The organism is Ensifer sp. VA4 (assembly GCF_055710065.1).
The window spans coordinates 148,072-164,929 of record NZ_JBVQPO010000011.1 but is presented as its reverse complement, the minus strand read 5'-3'; the positions used below and the strand labels follow the sequence as shown (position 1 = coordinate 164,929).

Sequence of the window (16,858 nt, the reverse complement as noted above, 5' to 3'; positions counted from 1 at the left end):
CGGCACTTCAGAGGCAGATCTGCTTTCGGGAGAGAGCGTCGGCTTAGCGGGGGCACCACCGCGCACCAACAGCCTCGTCAGAACCGCATGTTGATGCCGGCCTTGATGACGTGGCTGTTGAGGTCCTTTTCGCTGGAACCCGAAACGGTGCTGGTGCGGACATCCGGCGTGGCGATGTAGTTGTATTCGATCTTCGCCGAAAGACCGCCGGCAAATGCCTGTTCGATGCCGGCGCCGAGCAGATAGCCGCCCTTGAAGCCGACATCGTTACGAACGTCGCCGCCCTTCTTGTAATTGGTCATCGCATAGCCGGCGGTACCGTAGACGAGTGTCTGGTCGAAGGTGAGACCGGCCTTCGCCTTGATCGCGCCGCGCCATTTTTCCTTGAGCTTGCCGCCATTGACCTTGTGCTCGGTGTCGCCGAGATAGGAGCCCTCGATTTCGGCGCCGACGATGCCAGGACCGGCCTGCAAGTTGTAACCGGCCTGGACGCCGAGCGCGACGCCGTTGCGATCGGCGAAGGGGTTAGGGCTGCCGCTAAAGCCGAGGCCGCCATGCGCACCGACATATGCGCCGCTCCAGCTAAAGGCTGGCGGATCCTGATAATCGGTCGCGGGGAAGTCGGCCGCCTGGGCCTGCTGGACGCCGAGGACGGCTAGCAGGGTAAGACTGGACCAGATCGAAAACTTGCTGGAATGCCGCATGATATTGCTCCGTGGATTGGATAGGGCGCCCTTCGCGGCGCTTTCCGTCTTCCGTTTCGCGTCTCGTGCCGGGTAGCGCGGTCGCGAAGCTTGGAAGATGCACGTCCTTTGTCGGCTTCACGGATTGCGCCAACATTGCGCAAATCAATTAAGATGCTGATTTTACTATTAATTATGTATTAACTACGTTTCCGCGCCGACCCTGGGTTACACGGCAGGCAGGTTGATGCGGAAGCAGGCGCCGCCGGAGGGCTCGTCGACGACGGAAATATGACCCTTGTGGCGACCAATGATCTCGCTCACCAGATGCAGGCCGAGACCAGCGCCGTGATCACGCGGCTGCAGGCGATGAAACGGCTCGAAGATTCGCTCGCGCTCGCGTTCGGGAATGCCGGGGCCCTCGTCGGTGACTTCGATCACGCCGCCGCTTTCGACGCGAATGGTTATGAGGCCGCCGGCATGTTCGATGGCATTGCGCACGAGGTTGGTGACGGCGCGCCCGATGGCTCCGGCGTCGCCGCGCACGAGGACCTGGTCGACGCCAGGCGCGAAGGAAAGGTCGCAACCGGCCGAAAGCGCCAGCGGAGCGAGATCCGCGGCGACGTCGCGGCAGAGCGATACCAGGTCAAGCGAGATGAAGTCCGCGTCATCGCGATCGATCCGTTCGAGATCGAGAAGCTGTTCGGCAAGCCCGGCGATGCGATTGGAATCGATCAGCAGCCGGTTTCTGAGCGGCCCGGCATCCATGCTTTCCAGCCGCGTCTGCAGGATCGCCACCGGGGTCCGGAGTTCATGCGCCGCATCCAGGATGAAACGCTGTCGCCTCTCGTATCCCTCATCGAGCCGCTGCAGTGCGCCGTTGAAAGCCTCGACCAGCGGTCGCACCTCGGCCGGAACGTGGTGATCCGACAGGCGGGCGCCGCGGCGATCGACATCGATCTTCCTGGCCTGGTCGACCATGTCGGAGAGACCGGCAAAGGCGCGCCTGACGATGATCGGGATGGCGAAGACCGGGATCAGCACGACGATCAGCACAATCGGCAGCAGCAGCAGATTTGCCAGCAGGAACACGGCGAAGGACGCGCTCCACAGGCGACCGCCGCCCGCAAGCACCGTGTAGGTGCCGCTTTCGGTGCTGACCGAGCGCACGATCGACGAGAGGGTGTAGGGTTCGACGCTGTCCCGTATATCGCCAAAGGCGATCCGATCCAGGTGCTCGCCGATGCTGCGGTAAGCATCAGGCACGGGCCCGCTGCGGATTATGTCGCCGCGTTCGTTTCTCGCGATGAACCAGAAATCGGGGGACTCGGCTCGCATGGCGAGCAACTGCGCTGTCTCGACCAGCGTCAGTCCACCGCCCGGTTCCGGCCGGATCGCCCCGGCTGCGACCGAAGCTGCATCGGCATCGAGGAATTTTCCGCCAAGATCGGCACGGGTCAACAACGCCATGAAGCCGGCCATGACCGCCATCAACAAGAGCACCTGAAAGGTGAGAATCTGCCAGATCAGGCGCTTCTTCAACGAGTTGACGGATGACGTGCTCATGGCGAGGGTCTCAGCAAATAGCCGACGCCGCGGATGCTGTGGATCTCCACGCCGGCACCGCAATCAGCAAGCTTGCGGCGCAGCCGTGAGACATGCGCGTCGAGTGAGTTGGATTGGATCTCGTCATCGTAGCCGTAGACGGACTCCTCCAACGTCGAGCGCTGCACGGTGCGGCCCTGCCGCCGCGCCAGCGTTTCCAGCACCAGCAGCTCTCGGCGGGGCAGGTCGAGCAACTGGCCGTTCACCTGCGCCTGCCTGCCGTCGAAATCGAAGACGAGTTTGCCGATGCGCGCCGTCATGGGGGCGATATCCGGCGAACGCCGCATCAGGGCGCGAATGCGCGCCAACAGTTCTTCGACGGCAAAGGGCTTGGCGAGATAATCGTCGGCGCCCATGTCGAGGCCACGGACACGTTCATCGACCGCGCCGCGCGCGGTCAGAACGATCACGGGAATTCCGGATTTCAGCGCACGGACGCGTGGGATGAGCGAGAGCCCGTCGCCATCGGGCAATTGCCGGTCAAGTATGATGCCGTCATGCACCCGACTGGCCAGGGCAGCCAATGCATGGTCGAGCGTTGGCGCATGATCCAGGATCATGTCGTAGCGACCGAGCGCGGCGCCGAGCGCGGTCGCCATTTCCAGCTCGTCCTCGACAAGGAGCAGGCGCATTGAATTCTCCGAACACGATAAATGTTGCCTCACGTCTGGTCGACAAGGATTGCAGCAACGTTGCGGCGCATGCGTGCATAGCGTGTGCCGGTTCTACAGCGCCGCGCGTCTAATCAGACGCGCAAAGGTCGCTGTAGCACTTTGATTTGCTGCATGTCTTTGTCCTTAAATCGAAGTCGATTTAAGGAGACATGCAGTAGCGGCACATACAATGGCACGGCAAGGCAGCCGCCTCCGGCTTTACCGTATCCGGTCGCGAAGGTGTCGGATTGCTAAGGTCGCCAGCGGCGGCTTGCCGCTGGCAGCGACTATTCAAGGGCCGGGCTTTGGCGCGGCGGCGTTGGATACCGTCGCTCCGTGGGTTTAGGCGACAGCCATTATCCGCTGGAACGCCTCGTAGGCCGCGAGAACCGTTTCCTTCTGGGCGTCGTGGCCGGCGATGAAGGCATCACCGTAGATGGTTTCATCCGGATATTCGGTGATCAGCGTCAGCGGCGCAGTATGGCGGTCGTCGACGGAGATCATGCAGGGGAAGCCATTGATGATGCGGAAGCCGGTTTCGCCGGCATGGGTCTCGTAAAGCGCGATCTGGGCGTCGTTATAGGCGAGCAGACCCGGGACGGCGGCGAGCCTCACGGTGACTTCCGCGATCAACTGCTCCGCACGTGCCGCCCATTCGGCATGATGCCGCATGATCAGGAAGAAGCCCTTGGGCAGGGTCCACATGGCAAAGCCGCGGGGCACGTAACCCGACAGCGGACGGGTCCACTCGTGCGATGGATAGCCGTGCAGATTGACGTGGAGCTGCGCACCGGTCAGGCGCTCGGCCTCTTTACGGATTTCGCGCTCGTTGAGCGCGGTGCCGGTGCGATATTCGAGGTCGTCGCCGAGCGCCGTGTAGCGGGCCGCATGGTGCATGTGCAGCGGGTTGTCCGCGCGCAGCCGCTGGTGCACGGCGTAGCCGTCGGGGTTTTCGAGCGGCGAGATGGTGAAATGCGTGCCCGGTCGGGCAGCGAGCACCTGAGCGGCGCGAAGCGCGCCGACGATGCCGGTCGTCTCGTTTGGATGCTGACCGCCGCTGATCATCACAGCAGCATCACTTCCCTTGTGATAGCGGGCCTTGACGGACCGGCCGGCACGCGATTGCGCTTCGAACGGCTGCCCGGCGATCGCGGCGAGCTCGGCATGGATCTGGGCGACCGTGAGCGGCGCTTCAGCGGTTTCGATCGGCTGGGTTTCGCCCTCGCCATCACCTGCCTGCAGGGGCCGTACTTCGACGACGACGGTGGGCCTGCCGACACCGAAGACGATCTCCGGCACGATCTGCCCAGGTTTCAGCCCGCGGTCGCCGAGCGGCCGGCCGGACTTCTTCTGGAAGACTTCGAGCAGAGAGAAGTAGAAATCCTCGTGCATTGCCTCGCGAAGGCTTACCACCTCTTCGCCGACGGGCAGGCGGAAGTCGGTGATTGGCAGGGTCACGCGGATGTTGAGCTCTTCGAAATAGGGCTCGCTTTCGCCCCAGGCATGATCGGCGATCGCCCGCATGGTTCCGGAAAAGAGACGCTCATAGTCGGTCTCGAGATGGCATTCGCGGCATTTGTCGCAGCCCTCATCGAGACGGACCCAGCCTGTCGGTGACAATAGCGTTTCGCCGACGAAATCGGAGTGAATGCGGTTGGGGGCAAAGACTGTATGGTTTTCCTGACGCCCGTCGTGGAAGGTCAGCGCGACGTCATAGGTAAAGGCGGCCTTGCTGCCGGCCTCGAAGCGGATCTTCGCGTCGCCAACGAGTGCTGCGAGCGGATAAGCTTCCAGCAGGAAGCGGTTCTGCGGCGCGCCTTCATGCTGGGGATAGCTGACGACGACACGGGCGAGCGTCGTGCGATCGACTTCCTCGAGGAAAAAATGCAGCAACGGCTTGTAGGCGCTGCGGAGCTTGGCCTTCACGCCGAAGCTCGCGAGCTTCTGTTCGGCGGCCTTGCGGCTGGCGGCATCGTCGAAAAGCCAGGCTTCGAGCTTGGTGCCGCGGGCCGCCTCCTTGCCATAGGTGCTAAGAAGGGTGTCGAGCGTGCGCTCGAAAGCGCCTTCGAAAATCGTCGTCATCGTGAAGTTCTGCCGGTTGGGTCGAGACTGTCGCGCAGCCAGTCGCCGAGAAGATTGAGGCCGAGAACGGTGAGCAGGATCGCAAGGCCCGGGAAGACGCTGACCCACCAGGCGTTCTGCAGATAGGTGCGGCCGTCGGCAAGCATGCCGCCCCAACTCGGGATCAGCGGGTCGACGCCGAGGCCGAGGAAAGTGAGGCTGCTTTCGAGCAGGATGTTGTTGGCGACGTTGAGCGTCATCAACACGATGACCGGCCCGATCAGATTGGGCAACAGATGCTGGAAGAGGATCTTGTAGTCGCGCACGCCGATGGCACGGGCCGACTGGATGAACTCGCGCTCGCGCAGCGACAGCACCGATCCGCGAACGAGCCGGGCATATTGCACCCATTGCGACACGATCAGGAGGATGATGGTGTTGGCAAGCCCGCCGCCGACGATGGCGATGAAGGTGATCGCAAGCAGGATGAACGGCAGCGCGAGCTGCACGTCGGCGAAACGCATGACGAGCATGTCCCAGAAGCCACGATAGTAGCCGGAGACGAGCCCCATGATCACGCCGACGACGACGGCGCCGGCAACCGAGGTCAGACCGACGAGCAGCGAGATCTTGCCGCCGGCGACCACGCGGGCGAGCACGTCACGCCCCAGCGGGTCGGTGCCGAGCGGATGCGCCCAGTTGACGAAGGGCGGGGTGAGGCGCGCCATCAGGTCGATCTTGTCGACACCTCCCGGAAAGAGCACGCCGGAGAAGATGACGGCGAGGCAGATGCTGCCGGTCAGAAACGCGCCGAGGATGAATTCGAGGTTGCGGAAACGGGCGAAGCGGGCGTTGGCGGCCTTGGTGGTCATCGGCTCACTCCGTCCGGATGCGTGGATCGACGAGCCCGTAGGCGATGTCGACCAAGAGGTTGACGAACACGATCATCAGCGAAAGCACGGTAATGACGGCTTGAAGCACGGGGTAGTCGCGCGAAGCGACCGCATCGAAGGCGAGCGTGCCCATGCCCGGCCAGTTGAAGACGAGCTCGACGACGACGATGCCGCCAAGCAGGCCGCCGAATTGCAGGCCGAAATAGGTGATCAGCGGGATCGCGCAGTTACGCAATGCGTGCTTGTAGAGCACCTTGCTCTCACTGAGGCCCTTGGCGCGGGCGACCATGATGTATTGCGACTGCAGCGTTTCCAGCATGGCGGTGCGCACCAGTCGCACGTTCGTCGCCGTCAGGATGATGCCCATGGTCAGCGCCGGCATGATGAAGCTTGCGAAGCCGTCCATGCCGCTCGGCGGCAGCCATTTGAGCACGATCGAGAAGAGCAGCACCAGCATGATCGCCAGCCAGAAGTTCGGGAAGGAAAGCCCGATCAGCGACAGGATACGGATCGTCTGATCGGCCCATTTGCCGCGGGCGACGGCGGCACGGATGCCGAGCGGAATGGAGATGGCGATCGAGACGATCAGCGAGGCGAAGGCAAGCAGCATGGTCGCTGGCAAGGCCGAGGCGATCAGCTGCGAAACGGGCGTGCCGCCGAGGAACGAGCGGCCGAAATCGAGCGTGAACAGGCCTTTGATGAAGTCAAAATACTGCGCCAGGAACGGCTGGTTGAGGCCGAGCCCTTCGCGGATGCGCACGAGGTCTTCCTCGGTGACGCTGCCGGCGCCCTGCGCCAGCATCAGTGCGGGGTCACCGGTGAACCGAATGGCATAGGAGACGGTCAGGGTCACGACGAACACGACGAAGACCGCCTGCAGAAAACGTTTGATCAGAAATCCGGCCAAGTGACCCGCCCTTTTAAAAAGTGGTCCGCCGCCTCACAGGTAAAGCGGCGGACCGGATTGTTTACTCGACCGTCACGTCCGTCAGCCGCAGGCGGCTGTCCGGTACCGGCGCGAAGTTCTTGACCCGCTTGCTCACGCCGAAGATGGCGTTGAGGTTATAGAGCGGCATTTCGAGCGCGCGGTCGGCGGCGTAATTGGCGATCTGCTTGAGGATCTCCTCGCGCTTGGCACGATCGGTGATCGAACGCTGGGATTCGAGCAGCTTGTCGAGTTCCGCGTCCTTGTCGTAGGGGTTCCACTTTTCGCCGGAGTGGTACATCGAATAGGCGGTGTTGTCGTAGTCGAGCGTCCAGCCGCCCCAGGACTGCTGGAACATCGCGCCGGTCTTGCCGGCCGGGATGATGTCGTTCAGGAGAACGTTGGTTTCGTAAGGCTTGATCGTCGCGTTGATGCCGATGAGCTGCAGGTAGCTCGCGATTGCCTGCACCACTTCGTTGAAGGTCGCGTCGTTACCGCGAACGTCGATCTGCACCGAGGCACCGGGTGCCACGCCGGCTTCCTTCAGCAGCGCCTTGGCCTGTTCCGGATCATAAGGCAGCGGCTTCATCGCCGGGTCGAAGCCGAAGGAGAGCTTACCCTGGAAGCTGGCGATCGGGTCTGCCTGGCCGCCGAGAATCGACTGGATGATCGTATCGCGGTCGACGCCGAGGATCAGCGCCTTTCGGACCTTCGGATCCTTGGTGATGCCGTCGCGCGTGTTGAAGCGCAGCGCGTAGACAGTCGGGCCCGGGCTGGTGACGATTTCGAGGTTGCCGTCGTCCTGGATGGTCGGGATCATACCGATCGGAATGGTCGGCGGGATGACGAGATCGACGCGGCCGGCCTGCAGTTCGGCAACGGCGGTCGCCGGCTCCGAGATGAAGCGGTAGTTGAGATTCGAAAGCTTGGGCGCGCCGCCCCAGTGGTCGGCAAAGGCTTCGAGCTTGATCCCGACCTTCGGCTCATAGGAGACGAACTTGAAGGGGCCGGTTCCGACCGGATGGGCGTTGAAATAGTCCTCGCCCTTCTCCTTTATGTAGTTCGGCGGCACGATCATCGCGCCATAGCCGGCAAGCTTGGTGAGCAGCACCGGGTCTGGAGCCTTGAGAACAAGATCCACGGTCTTCTCGTCGACGATCTCGACCTTCTCGATCACGGCATAGTTGGACTTCTGCGGGCCTTTCGAGCCTTCCTCGCCGAGCAGGCGGTCAAAGGTGAACTTCACCGCTTCGGCGTTGAAGGGCTCGCCATTGTGGAACTTGACGCCCTCGCGCAGCGTGAAGCGCAGGCGCTTGCCGCCGTCGAGCTCTTCCCACGACGTGGCAAGGCCGGGCGCGAGCTTGAGATCCGGGCCGCGATAGGTGAGGCCATCGTAGATGTTGGTGGCGACGGATGCCCAGTTGACGAGGAAGGTGTCGACCGGGTCCCAGCTTCCCGGATCCTGCGGCGACGATACCGTCAGCGTGCCGGCGGCAGAGGCTGGGGCTGCGGTCATGAAACTGCCGGCCATCGCGAGCGCGATGAAAGCGGCGTGGATCCCCCTTTTTGTTGATCATTTACTCACTCCTGTTTCGACAGCCTTCTCTAGGAAAGAAGGCGGCTTACGCGTCCATGGCCACGAAATGGCCAGGAGCGATTTCTTTGCGCGGCAGAACCGCGGGTTCGTTGCCAACACGGCGGATGGGGCTCGGGATTTCGCCCTCCAGCATCGCGCGCTCGCGGCCCTTGCCGGGCTCGGCGACGGGGACGGCCGAAAGCAGCCGGCGCGTATAGGGATGAGATGGCGTTTCAAACACTTGGGCACGGCTGCCGAACTCCATCACCTGGCCGAGATAGAGCACGGCGACGCGGTGGCTCATGCGTTCGACCACCGCCATGTCATGGCTGATGAAGAGATAGGCGAGGCCTTCCTGTTCCTGCAGTTCCATGAACAGGTTGATGATCTGCGCCTGGATGGAGACATCGAGGGCGGAAAGCGCCTCGTCGGCGATGATCAGCTTGGGGCGCGAGGCGAGCGCGCGGGCGATGCAGACGCGCTGACGCTGGCCGCCGGAGAATTCGTGCGGATAGCGCTTGGCGTGTGCCGCCGTCAGGCCGACGCGCTCCAAGAGTTCGTGAACGCGCTTTTCGATGTCCTTCTCGCCAAGGATCAGGCCATGGGTACGGATCGGCTCGGCGATCGAGAAGCCTACGGTCTTGCGCGGATCGAGCGAGGCGAAGGGATCCTGGAAGATGTACTGGATTTCCTGCTTCAATCGCTGCCGCTCCGCATAGCTCATCGCCGAAACGGGGAGGCCGCCGAAGAGGATCTCGCCGGATGTCGCGGCCTGGAGCTGCTGGATCGTGCGGCCGATCGTCGATTTGCCCGAGCCGGATTCACCGACGAGCGCCAGGGTCTCGCCCGGGAAGATATCGAAGCTGACGTTTTCGATGGCATGCACGCGGTGCGTCGCCTTGCCGAAGAGGTTCTTGCGCACATCAAAGCGGGTCACGAGATCGCGCACCGAGAGGATCGGCGCGGTTTCGTAGCGGGCGGTGCGCTGGATATGGACGTCGCCGACGCGCTTCGGCTCGCCGTCCACCATGACGGTCAGCGGCAGGCGCTTCGGGAATTCCTCGCCCGCCATGCTGCCGAGCTTCGGCACGGCGGAAAGCAGCGTCTGGGTATAGGGGTGCTTGGGCGCGGTGAAGATCTCGCCGACCGGACCTTCCTCGACCTTGCGGCCCTTCCACATGACAACGACGTCGTCGGCCATCTCGGCGACCACGCCCATGTCGTGGGTGATGAAGATCACCGCCATGCCGAGCTCCTTTTGCAGGTCTCGGATGATCGTCAGGATCTGCGCCTGGATGGTGACGTCGAGTGCCGTGGTCGGCTCGTCGGCGATCAGCAGCTTCGGCCGGCAGGCGAGCGCCATGGCGATCATGACGCGCTGGCGCATGCCACCGGAGAGCTGGTGCGGATAGCGGCCGATCAGTTCGGCGGAATCGGGAAGCCGCACCATGTCGAGCAGGCGGCGCGTCTCGGCGAGTGCTTCCGCCTTCGTCATCTTCTCGTGCAGCATCAGCACTTCGGCGACCTGGTCGCCGATGGTGAAGACCGGGTTCAGCGACGTCATAGGCTCCTGGAAGATCATTGCGATCTCCTTGCCGCGGATGGCGCGCATGGTTTTCTGCGGTGCGGCGGTCAGGTCGATCTCGCCGTCCTTGCCGAAAAACAGGATGCGTCCCGTCGGGAATTGGCCGCCCATCATGTCGGCAAGCCGCATGATGGAGAGCGACGTTACCGACTTGCCGGAGCCGGACTCGCCGACGATCGCGAGCGTGCGTCCCGGTGTCACCGTGAAGCTCAGGTCTTCCACGACCGGATTGCCGTTGAAGGCGACGGAAAGCTTCTCAACGGCAAGCAGTGGTGCAGGCGTATCGACGGTCACGCGGTCTTCCTCGTTACAATGTGGTCGCGGCGCGCGCGGACTGTTCATAGGCGCCCGACATGAAACGCAGGACGGCGGCGATCTCGGAAAGCGTCTCCTCAGAAGGACGCGCTTTGGCGGTGGAGGAAACCAGCAGGCGCTCGCGGATCTGGGCGTAGCGCGTGCAGGCCTCTGCCCCCTTGTCGGTGATGCGGATGGTCTTTTCCTTGCCTTCCTTGCCCGTCGTCACCAGGCCGGCGGCTTCGAGCTTGCGGATGGCATAGGTCGCGACATGGGTGTCTTCGATATCGAGCACCAGGCAGATGTCGGCGAGCTTCTTGCCGCGATCGCGATGGCGGATCGTGTGCAGGATCAGGATTTCGATCGCGGAAAGACCGGGTACGCCGGCGGCCGCCATGCAGCGTATCATCCAGCGGTGAAAGGCATGCGATGCGAGGATCAGCCCGTATTCCACTTCGGAGAGCCCGGGGGAGCCGCCTTCGGCAAGGTGTGCGGAAGAGACGATTGGGCCGATGGCCGCGACCGGTTTTAGATGTTCGGGCAGGGCATTTTCGGCCCATTCCCGACCTTCGAAGCTCTCCTCCGACTTCTTCGTCATTCAGCTCTTCCTCATCTTGACGATTTTATGTCATCATTTTATCGACATTTTGTCAACGAACTGCTTTGATGAATTTCCGGGCTTGCGCAATGATAAAATGCGGCTCGCGAACGAGAGGGATGGACAATGAGCGCACGCGAAACCGGCAGTTGGGACTTCTGGATCGACCGCGGCGGCACCTTCACCGATGTCATCGGTCGCGATCCTGAAGGGGTGCTGCATGCGCGCAAGGTGCTTTCGGAGAATCCGGAAGCCTATCGCGACGCCGCCGTTCAGGGCATTCGCCTGCATCTCGGCCTTGCGACAGGCGCTGCGATCCCGACCGGCCTCATCGGCGAAGTGCGCATGGGAACGACGGTCGCCACCAACGCGCTGCTCGAGCGCAAGGGCGAACCGCTGGCGCTGGTGACCACCAAGGGTTTCCGCGATGCGCTGAAGATCGGTTATCAGGAGCGCAAGAAGATCTTCGCGACCGAAATCATCAAGCCGGAAGCGCTCTATCAGGACATCGTCGAGCTCGACGAACGCGTGCTGGCCGACGGCGTTGTCGAGCAGCCTCTCGATGAAGCAAAGGCGCGCGCGGCACTCGAAGACCTCAAGGGCAAGGGCTACAAAGCCGTCGCCATCGTCTTCATGCATGCCTACAAATATCCCGAGCATGAGGCGATCGTCGCCCGGCTTGCGCGCGAGCTTGGCTTCGAACAGGTCTCCGTCAGCCACGAAGTCTCGCCGCTGATCAAATATGTCGGGCGCGGCGACACCACTGTGATCGACGCCTATCTCTCTCCGGTTCTTCGCCGGTACGTCGCCCAGGTTTCGAGCGAACTCGACGTCGCGCGCACCGGCGCGCGCGTCATGTTCATGATGTCGTCCGGCGGCCTGACCGCGGCCGATATGTTCCAGGGCAAGGATGCGATCCTCTCCGGCCCGGCGGGCGGCGTGGTCGGCCTTGCCAAGACCGGTGAAGCCGCAGGCTTCGATCGTGTCATCGGCTTCGATATGGGCGGGACCTCGACCGACGTCGCCCATTTCGACGGTGAATATGAGCGCGCGTTTGAGACCGAAGTGGCCGGTGTGCGGGTGCGTGCGCCGATGATGCTGATCCACACGGTGGCGGCCGGCGGCGGCTCGATCCTGCATTTCGACGGCGAGCGTTTCCGCGTCGGTCCCGATTCAGCCGGTGCCAATCCCGGTCCTGCCTGCTACCGCAACGGCGGCCCGCTCGCGGTCACCGATGCAAATGTCATGCTCGGCAAGCTGCTGCCGGAGTTTTTCCCGGCGCTTTTCGGCCCGAACCAGGACGAACGCCTTGACGTCGAGACCGTGCGCGACCGTTTCGCGGCGATGGCGGTCGAGATCGGCGATGGTCGCAGCCCGGAGGATGTAGCCGATGGTTTCATCCGCATCGCGGTTGCCAATATGGTCGAGGCGATCAAGAAGATTTCCGTACAGCGCGGCTATGACGTGACGCGCTATGCGCTGAGCTGCTTCGGTGGCGCCGGCGGGCAGCATGCCTGCCTTGTCGCCGATCAGCTCGGCATGAAGAGCATTCTCGTACACCCGATGTCCGGCCTGCTTTCGGCCTATGGCATGGGGCTTGCGGATATCCGCGCCACGCGCCAGAAGGCGCTCGGCGTCCCGCTCGATGACGAGGCGCCGGCGGCGCTTGGCGCCCTTGGTGTCGAACTGGAAGTCGAATGCCTCGGCGAACTCGAAGCGCAAGGTATTCCCCGCGACGCGATCCGTACACACTTGCGCGCCCATATCCGCTACGCTGGCACCGATACGGTGCTCGCCGTCGAGGCGACATTCCCTGATCATGACGACATCGTCCGTCTACGCGCCGAGTTCGAGATCCTGCACAAGCGCCGCTTCGGCTTCGTCGCTGGGAACAAGGCGCTGGTCATCGATGCCGTCGAAGTCGAGACGGTTGGCGGCGGCGCCGCCCAGATGGAGCGCGAAGGCGGCACGGTCACCGAGGGAACGCCGGCTATCGCGCGGCGCACGCGCTTCTATTCGCAGGGCCAGTTCCACGATGCGCCGATCCTCCTGCGCGCGGAGATCGCGCCCGGCCAGCGGCTCGATGGTCCGGCGATCATCATCGAGCCGAACCAGACCATCGTCGTGGAGGATGGCTGGCAGGCGGAACTGACGGCCAAGGACCATATCGTGCTCACCCGCGTGAAGGCTCTCAAGCAGCAGAGTGCGATCGGCACGCATGCCGATCCGGTCATGCTGGAGATCTTCAACAACCTCTTCATGTCGATCGCCGAGCAGATGGGCGTGACGTTGCAGAACACCGCCTATTCCGTGAACATCAAGGAGCGGCTCGATTTCTCCTGCGCCGTCTTCGACAACCGGGGCAACCTCGTCGCCAACGCGCCGCATATGCCGGTGCATCTCGGCTCCATGGATGCGTCGGTCGCGACCGCGATCCGCGAGAACCCGGTGATCCGGCCAGGCGACGTGTTCCTCATCAACGCACCCTATAACGGTGGCACGCATCTGCCTGACCTCACCGTCTGCACGCCCGTCTTCGACGACGCCGGCAAGGAGATCCGTTTCTGGGTCGCAAGCCGCGGCCATCATGCCGACATCGGCGGCATCTCACCGGGCTCGATGTCGCCGCTTGCCACCAACATCGAGGAGGAGGGCGTCTATATCGACAACTTCAAGCTCATCGATGCCGGTCGCTTCTGTGAGGCGGAGCTCGAAGCGCTTCTCAGTGGCGCGCGCTACCCGGTGCGCAACATCGTGCAGAACGTCAACGATCTGAAGGCGCAGGTGGCGGCCAATGAGAAAGGCGTCGCCGAACTCAAGAAGATGATCGCCCAGTTCGGTGAAGACGTGGTCGAGGCCTACATGGGCCACGTCCAGGACAATGCCGCCGAGAGCGTGCGCCGTGTGCTCGACCAGTTGCCGGATGGCGAATTCTCCTACGAGATGGACCAGGGCTGCAGCATCGTGGTCAGGATCACCGTCGACCGCGACAAGCGCGAGGCAACGGTCGATTTCACCGGCACGTCCGAGCAGCGCGGTGACAATTTCAACGCGCCGGCGCCGGTAACCCGCGCGGCGGTGCTCTATGTCTTCCGCGTGCTCGTCGAGGCCGATATCCCGATGAATGCAGGCTGCCTGCGTCCGATCCACATAGTCATCCCCGAGGGCACGATGCTGACGCCGCGCTATCCGGCCGCCGTCGTCGCCGGTAACGTCGAGGTCAGCCAGGCGGTCACCAACTGCCTGTTCGGTGCGGTCCAGAGCCAGGCGGCCGCCCAGGGCACGATGAACAACCTCACCTTCGGCAACCAGAACTACCAGTATTACGAGACCATCTGCTCGGGCGCGCCGGCCGGTCCCGGCTATAACGGCGCCGACGCGGTCCATACCCACATGACCAACTCGCGCCTCACCGATCCGGAAATCCTCGAATCCCGCTTCCCGGTCGTGCTCGAAGACTTCCACATTCGCGTCGGTTCGGGCGGCCGGGGCCAATGGAATGCCGGCAATGGCACGAAGCGCACGATCCGCGCCCGCGAGACGCTGGATTTCGCCATCCTCTCCGGCCATCGCCGCATAGCGCCCTTCGGCATCAAGGGCGGCGGCCCGGGCGAGCTTGGCCGCAACCTCGTGCGCCGCAATGACGGCCGGACGGAGGAATTGCCCGGTTGCGCCCACACGATTCTCGAGGCCGGCGAAGCCTTCACCGTGGTGACGCCGACCGGCGGTGGCTACGGCCGGCCGTAAGTATCGAGAATAACGATCTCCCAAGACTGCTGCGGCGGTCTGCGGGCGGAGGAGAAATCGTCCGCCCGCTTTTGTTTGGTTCCGGCCCACTGCCAGTTTTGCTGCGCCTGCGAAAAGCCACGGTCGCTTCCTTAACCCTAATTTAAATTCGAAATTACTAAGTACTTATTGGTCAGTGCGCGCCCCCAGTTCCTCCCTTTCGGGCGCAGCAAACAGCCGGTCCTCCTCCCGCCGGTATGGCTGACCATGTCCTCCCAACAACGCGATCGCGACATCACAGGAGTCACGGCAGTGACCTTCAAGAACCTCTCGATATTGACCAAGGTCGGCCTTGTGGTCGTGGTCATGGGCATATCTTCCATTCTGATCGCGCTTGCCGGTGCGCGCGGTCTTTCCTCCCTCGGCGCGACGATCATCGATGTCGGCGCGCGCGAAGAGGCGGCGCGCGAGGCGATGGACCTGCGCGTCGACATCATCGCCATTAGCCGCATGACCTACCAGCTCGCCGCAACCCCCGAAAAAGCTGCCGATTTCGGCCAGGAAACCGAGAAGCGCGCCGAGGAAATGCTCGGTCGTCTGACGAAGATCGAGGCGGTCGCGGACGACGCCGAAGACAAGCTGCTCAACGATGTCCGCATGACCCTCAACGGCTATTTCGACGAGATCCGGGCGATGGTCGCCGTTGCCGCCGAGAAGGGCACAGACGAGGCGGCCGTCAAGGCTGCACTCGACAAGGCGCTCGAAGCGCAGAAGACAGTGACGGCGACAGTCAAGTCCTACAGCACCTACTCCGGTGATGAACTGGCCGCTGCCCGCGCCGAGGCGCTCAACTCATCGTCCGTCGCGATGAGCATTCTTGCTGCCGCCGCTGCGGCCTGCGTTCTCTTCGGCGTCGGCGTCAGCCTCGTCGTTGCCCGCCGCGGCATCGTCATGCCGGTGCGCGAACTTACCGCGACCATGAGCGAACTTGCCGACGGCAAGCTCGACGGCAACAGCACGGATGTCTCGCGCCAGGACGAGATCGGCGAAATGGCCCGCGCCGTCGAAGTCTTCCGCAAGAACGGTATCGCCATGCGCGCAATGAAGGCGCAGGAAGCCGCACTCCATGCCCGCAGCAGCGACCTGCAATCGAACATCAGCGTCGTCGTCGCCTCGGCCGTTGCCGGCGATTTCACCGGCCGCATCAACAAGGATTATGAAAACGACGACCTCAACCGCTTTGCGGCGAGCGTCAACGAGCTGGTCTCAAGCGTCGACCAGACGGTCAATGAAGTCCGTCGCGTCATCGCCGCACTCGCTGACGCCGACCTGACGCAGAACATGCGCGGCGAGTTTCACGGCGCGTTTGCCGAACTGCAGAAGAACGTCAACCAGACGATGGTGACCTTGCGCTCGACCATGCAGAACGTGCGCACGGCCGCAAGCACCATCAACGATAACTCAGCCGAGCTAAGCACCGCCGCCAATGATCTGTCGAAGCGCACGGAGCAGCAGGCGGCAGCACTCGAAGAGACCGCCGCGGCGCTCGACGAGATCACCTCGACCGTGCGTACCGCGTCCGAGCGGGCGAACGAGGCGCACGAGATGGTGCGTGCTACCAAGGAAAGTGCGGGCCGGTCCGGAGCGATCGTGCGCAGCGCAGTCGATGCCATGGGCCGGATCGAGGATTCCTCCAACCGCATCAACCAGATCATCTCGGTGATCGACGAGATCGCCTTCCAGACCAACCTTCTGGCGCTGAACGCCGGCGTCGAGGCGGCGCGCGCCGGCGAGGCCGGTCGTGGCTTTGCGGTCGTCGCCCAAGAGGTCCGGGAACTGGCCCAGCGCTCGGCCAACGCCGCCAAGGAGATCAAGACGCTGATCCACAGCTCGGCGTCGGAGGTCGAAAACGGCGTCACGCTGGTGCGTTCCACCGGTGAGGCGCTGCTCGAAATCGAGACGCTGGTCAACAATGTCAGCGGCCACGTCAACACGATCGCGACCGCCGCCCGCGAACAGGCGACCGCGCTGCAGGAGATCAACACCTCGGTCAATCATATGGATCAGATGACCCAGCAGAATGCGGCGATGGTCGAGGAAACGACAGCGGCCAGCGGCACGCTGGCCGAGGAAAGCCGGCAGCTTCGCGCCATGCTGGCGAAGTTCAAGCTCGAAGCGCAGACGGGCCGCGAGAGCTGGAGCCGTGCTGCCTGATCGAGGGTCGGGATAAGAATGCGAACGGGCCGGCCATTGCCGGCC

11 protein-coding genes are annotated in these 16,858 nt (G+C 63.3%); 2 read left to right on the top strand and 9 right to left on the bottom strand.

Annotated elements, in window-relative coordinates:
- Positions 1-77 precede the first annotated feature (77 nt).
- The 9 genes from AC0C6X_RS20305 to AC0C6X_RS20265 form a co-directional block, all read right to left on the bottom strand.
- Complete coding sequence (locus AC0C6X_RS20305) at positions 78-704, bottom strand: outer membrane protein (RefSeq protein WP_173519657.1); 627 nt, start codon at positions 702-704, stop codon at positions 78-80.
- A 207-nt stretch (positions 705-911) separates the two neighbouring features.
- Entirely contained in the window at positions 912-2,249 is a 1,338-nt protein-coding gene (locus AC0C6X_RS20300; protein WP_472954808.1) for a sensor histidine kinase, read from the bottom strand.
- A complete protein-coding gene (locus AC0C6X_RS20295) occupies positions 2,246-2,920 on the bottom strand; it encodes a response regulator transcription factor (protein ID WP_173519659.1) in 675 nt (224 codons plus the stop codon). Before AC0C6X_RS20295 ends, AC0C6X_RS20300 begins: the two co-directional genes overlap by 4 nt.
- Before the next feature lie 363 nt (positions 2,921-3,283).
- On the bottom strand, positions 3,284-5,023 hold the full coding sequence (locus AC0C6X_RS20290) for a M14 family metallopeptidase (protein WP_472954806.1): 1,740 nt from the start codon (positions 5,021-5,023) through the stop codon (positions 3,284-3,286).
- Complete coding sequence (locus AC0C6X_RS20285; protein ID WP_173519661.1) at positions 5,020-5,874, bottom strand: ABC transporter permease; 855 nt, start codon at positions 5,872-5,874, stop codon at positions 5,020-5,022. The genes AC0C6X_RS20290 and AC0C6X_RS20285 overlap by 4 nt, the downstream gene beginning before the upstream one ends.
- Positions 5,875-5,878: 4 nt before the next feature.
- Positions 5,879-6,802, bottom strand: coding sequence for an ABC transporter permease (locus AC0C6X_RS20280; RefSeq protein WP_173519662.1), 924 nt, complete (start codon positions 6,800-6,802; stop codon positions 5,879-5,881).
- Between the two features lie 61 nt (positions 6,803-6,863).
- On the bottom strand, positions 6,864-8,336 hold the full coding sequence (locus AC0C6X_RS20275; RefSeq protein ID WP_472954803.1) for an ABC transporter substrate-binding protein: 1,473 nt from the start codon (positions 8,334-8,336) through the stop codon (positions 6,864-6,866).
- 106 nt (positions 8,337-8,442) lie between these two features.
- A complete protein-coding gene (locus tag AC0C6X_RS20270) occupies positions 8,443-10,275 on the bottom strand; it encodes an ABC transporter ATP-binding protein (RefSeq protein ID WP_472954802.1) in 1,833 nt (610 codons plus the stop codon).
- Between the two features lie 13 nt (positions 10,276-10,288).
- Positions 10,289-10,873, bottom strand: a complete 585-nt coding sequence (locus tag AC0C6X_RS20265) for a winged helix DNA-binding protein (protein ID WP_173519665.1) — start codon at positions 10,871-10,873, stop codon at positions 10,289-10,291.
- Between the two features lie 126 nt (positions 10,874-10,999).
- Here AC0C6X_RS20265 and AC0C6X_RS20260 point away from each other — a divergent pair, with 126 nt between their 5' ends.
- A complete protein-coding gene (locus AC0C6X_RS20260) occupies positions 11,000-14,620 on the top strand; it encodes a hydantoinase B/oxoprolinase family protein (RefSeq protein WP_472954800.1) in 3,621 nt (1,206 codons plus the stop codon).
- Between the two features lie 291 nt (positions 14,621-14,911).
- Complete coding sequence (locus AC0C6X_RS20255; protein ID WP_247959157.1) at positions 14,912-16,813, top strand: methyl-accepting chemotaxis protein; 1,902 nt, start codon at positions 14,912-14,914, stop codon at positions 16,811-16,813.
- The last annotated feature ends 45 nt before the right edge of the window (positions 16,814-16,858 follow it).

What these genes read in the sequence shown, in the direction of transcription:
- AC0C6X_RS20305 (WP_173519657.1), bottom strand. Translation starts at nt 704, where the DNA reads ATGCGGCATTCCAGCAAGTTTTCGATCTGGTCCAGTCTTACCCTGCTA.
- AC0C6X_RS20300 (WP_472954808.1), bottom strand. Translation starts at nt 2,249, where the DNA reads ATGAGCACGTCATCCGTCAACTCGTTGAAGAAGCGCCTGATCTGGCAG.
- AC0C6X_RS20295 (WP_173519659.1), bottom strand. Translation starts at nt 2,920, where the DNA reads ATGCGCCTGCTCCTTGTCGAGGACGAGCTGGAAATGGCGACCGCGCTC.
- AC0C6X_RS20290 (WP_472954806.1), bottom strand. Translation starts at nt 5,023, where the DNA reads ATGACGACGATTTTCGAAGGCGCTTTCGAGCGCACGCTCGACACCCTT.
- AC0C6X_RS20285 (WP_173519661.1), bottom strand. Translation starts at nt 5,874, where the DNA reads ATGACCACCAAGGCCGCCAACGCCCGCTTCGCCCGTTTCCGCAACCTC.
- AC0C6X_RS20275 (WP_472954803.1), bottom strand. Translation starts at nt 8,336, where the DNA reads ATGACCGCAGCCCCAGCCTCTGCCGCCGGCACGCTGACGGTATCGTCG.
- AC0C6X_RS20265 (WP_173519665.1), bottom strand. Translation starts at nt 10,873, where the DNA reads ATGACGAAGAAGTCGGAGGAGAGCTTCGAAGGTCGGGAATGGGCCGAA.
- AC0C6X_RS20260 (WP_472954800.1), top strand. Translation starts at nt 11,000, where the DNA reads ATGAGCGCACGCGAAACCGGCAGTTGGGACTTCTGGATCGACCGCGGC.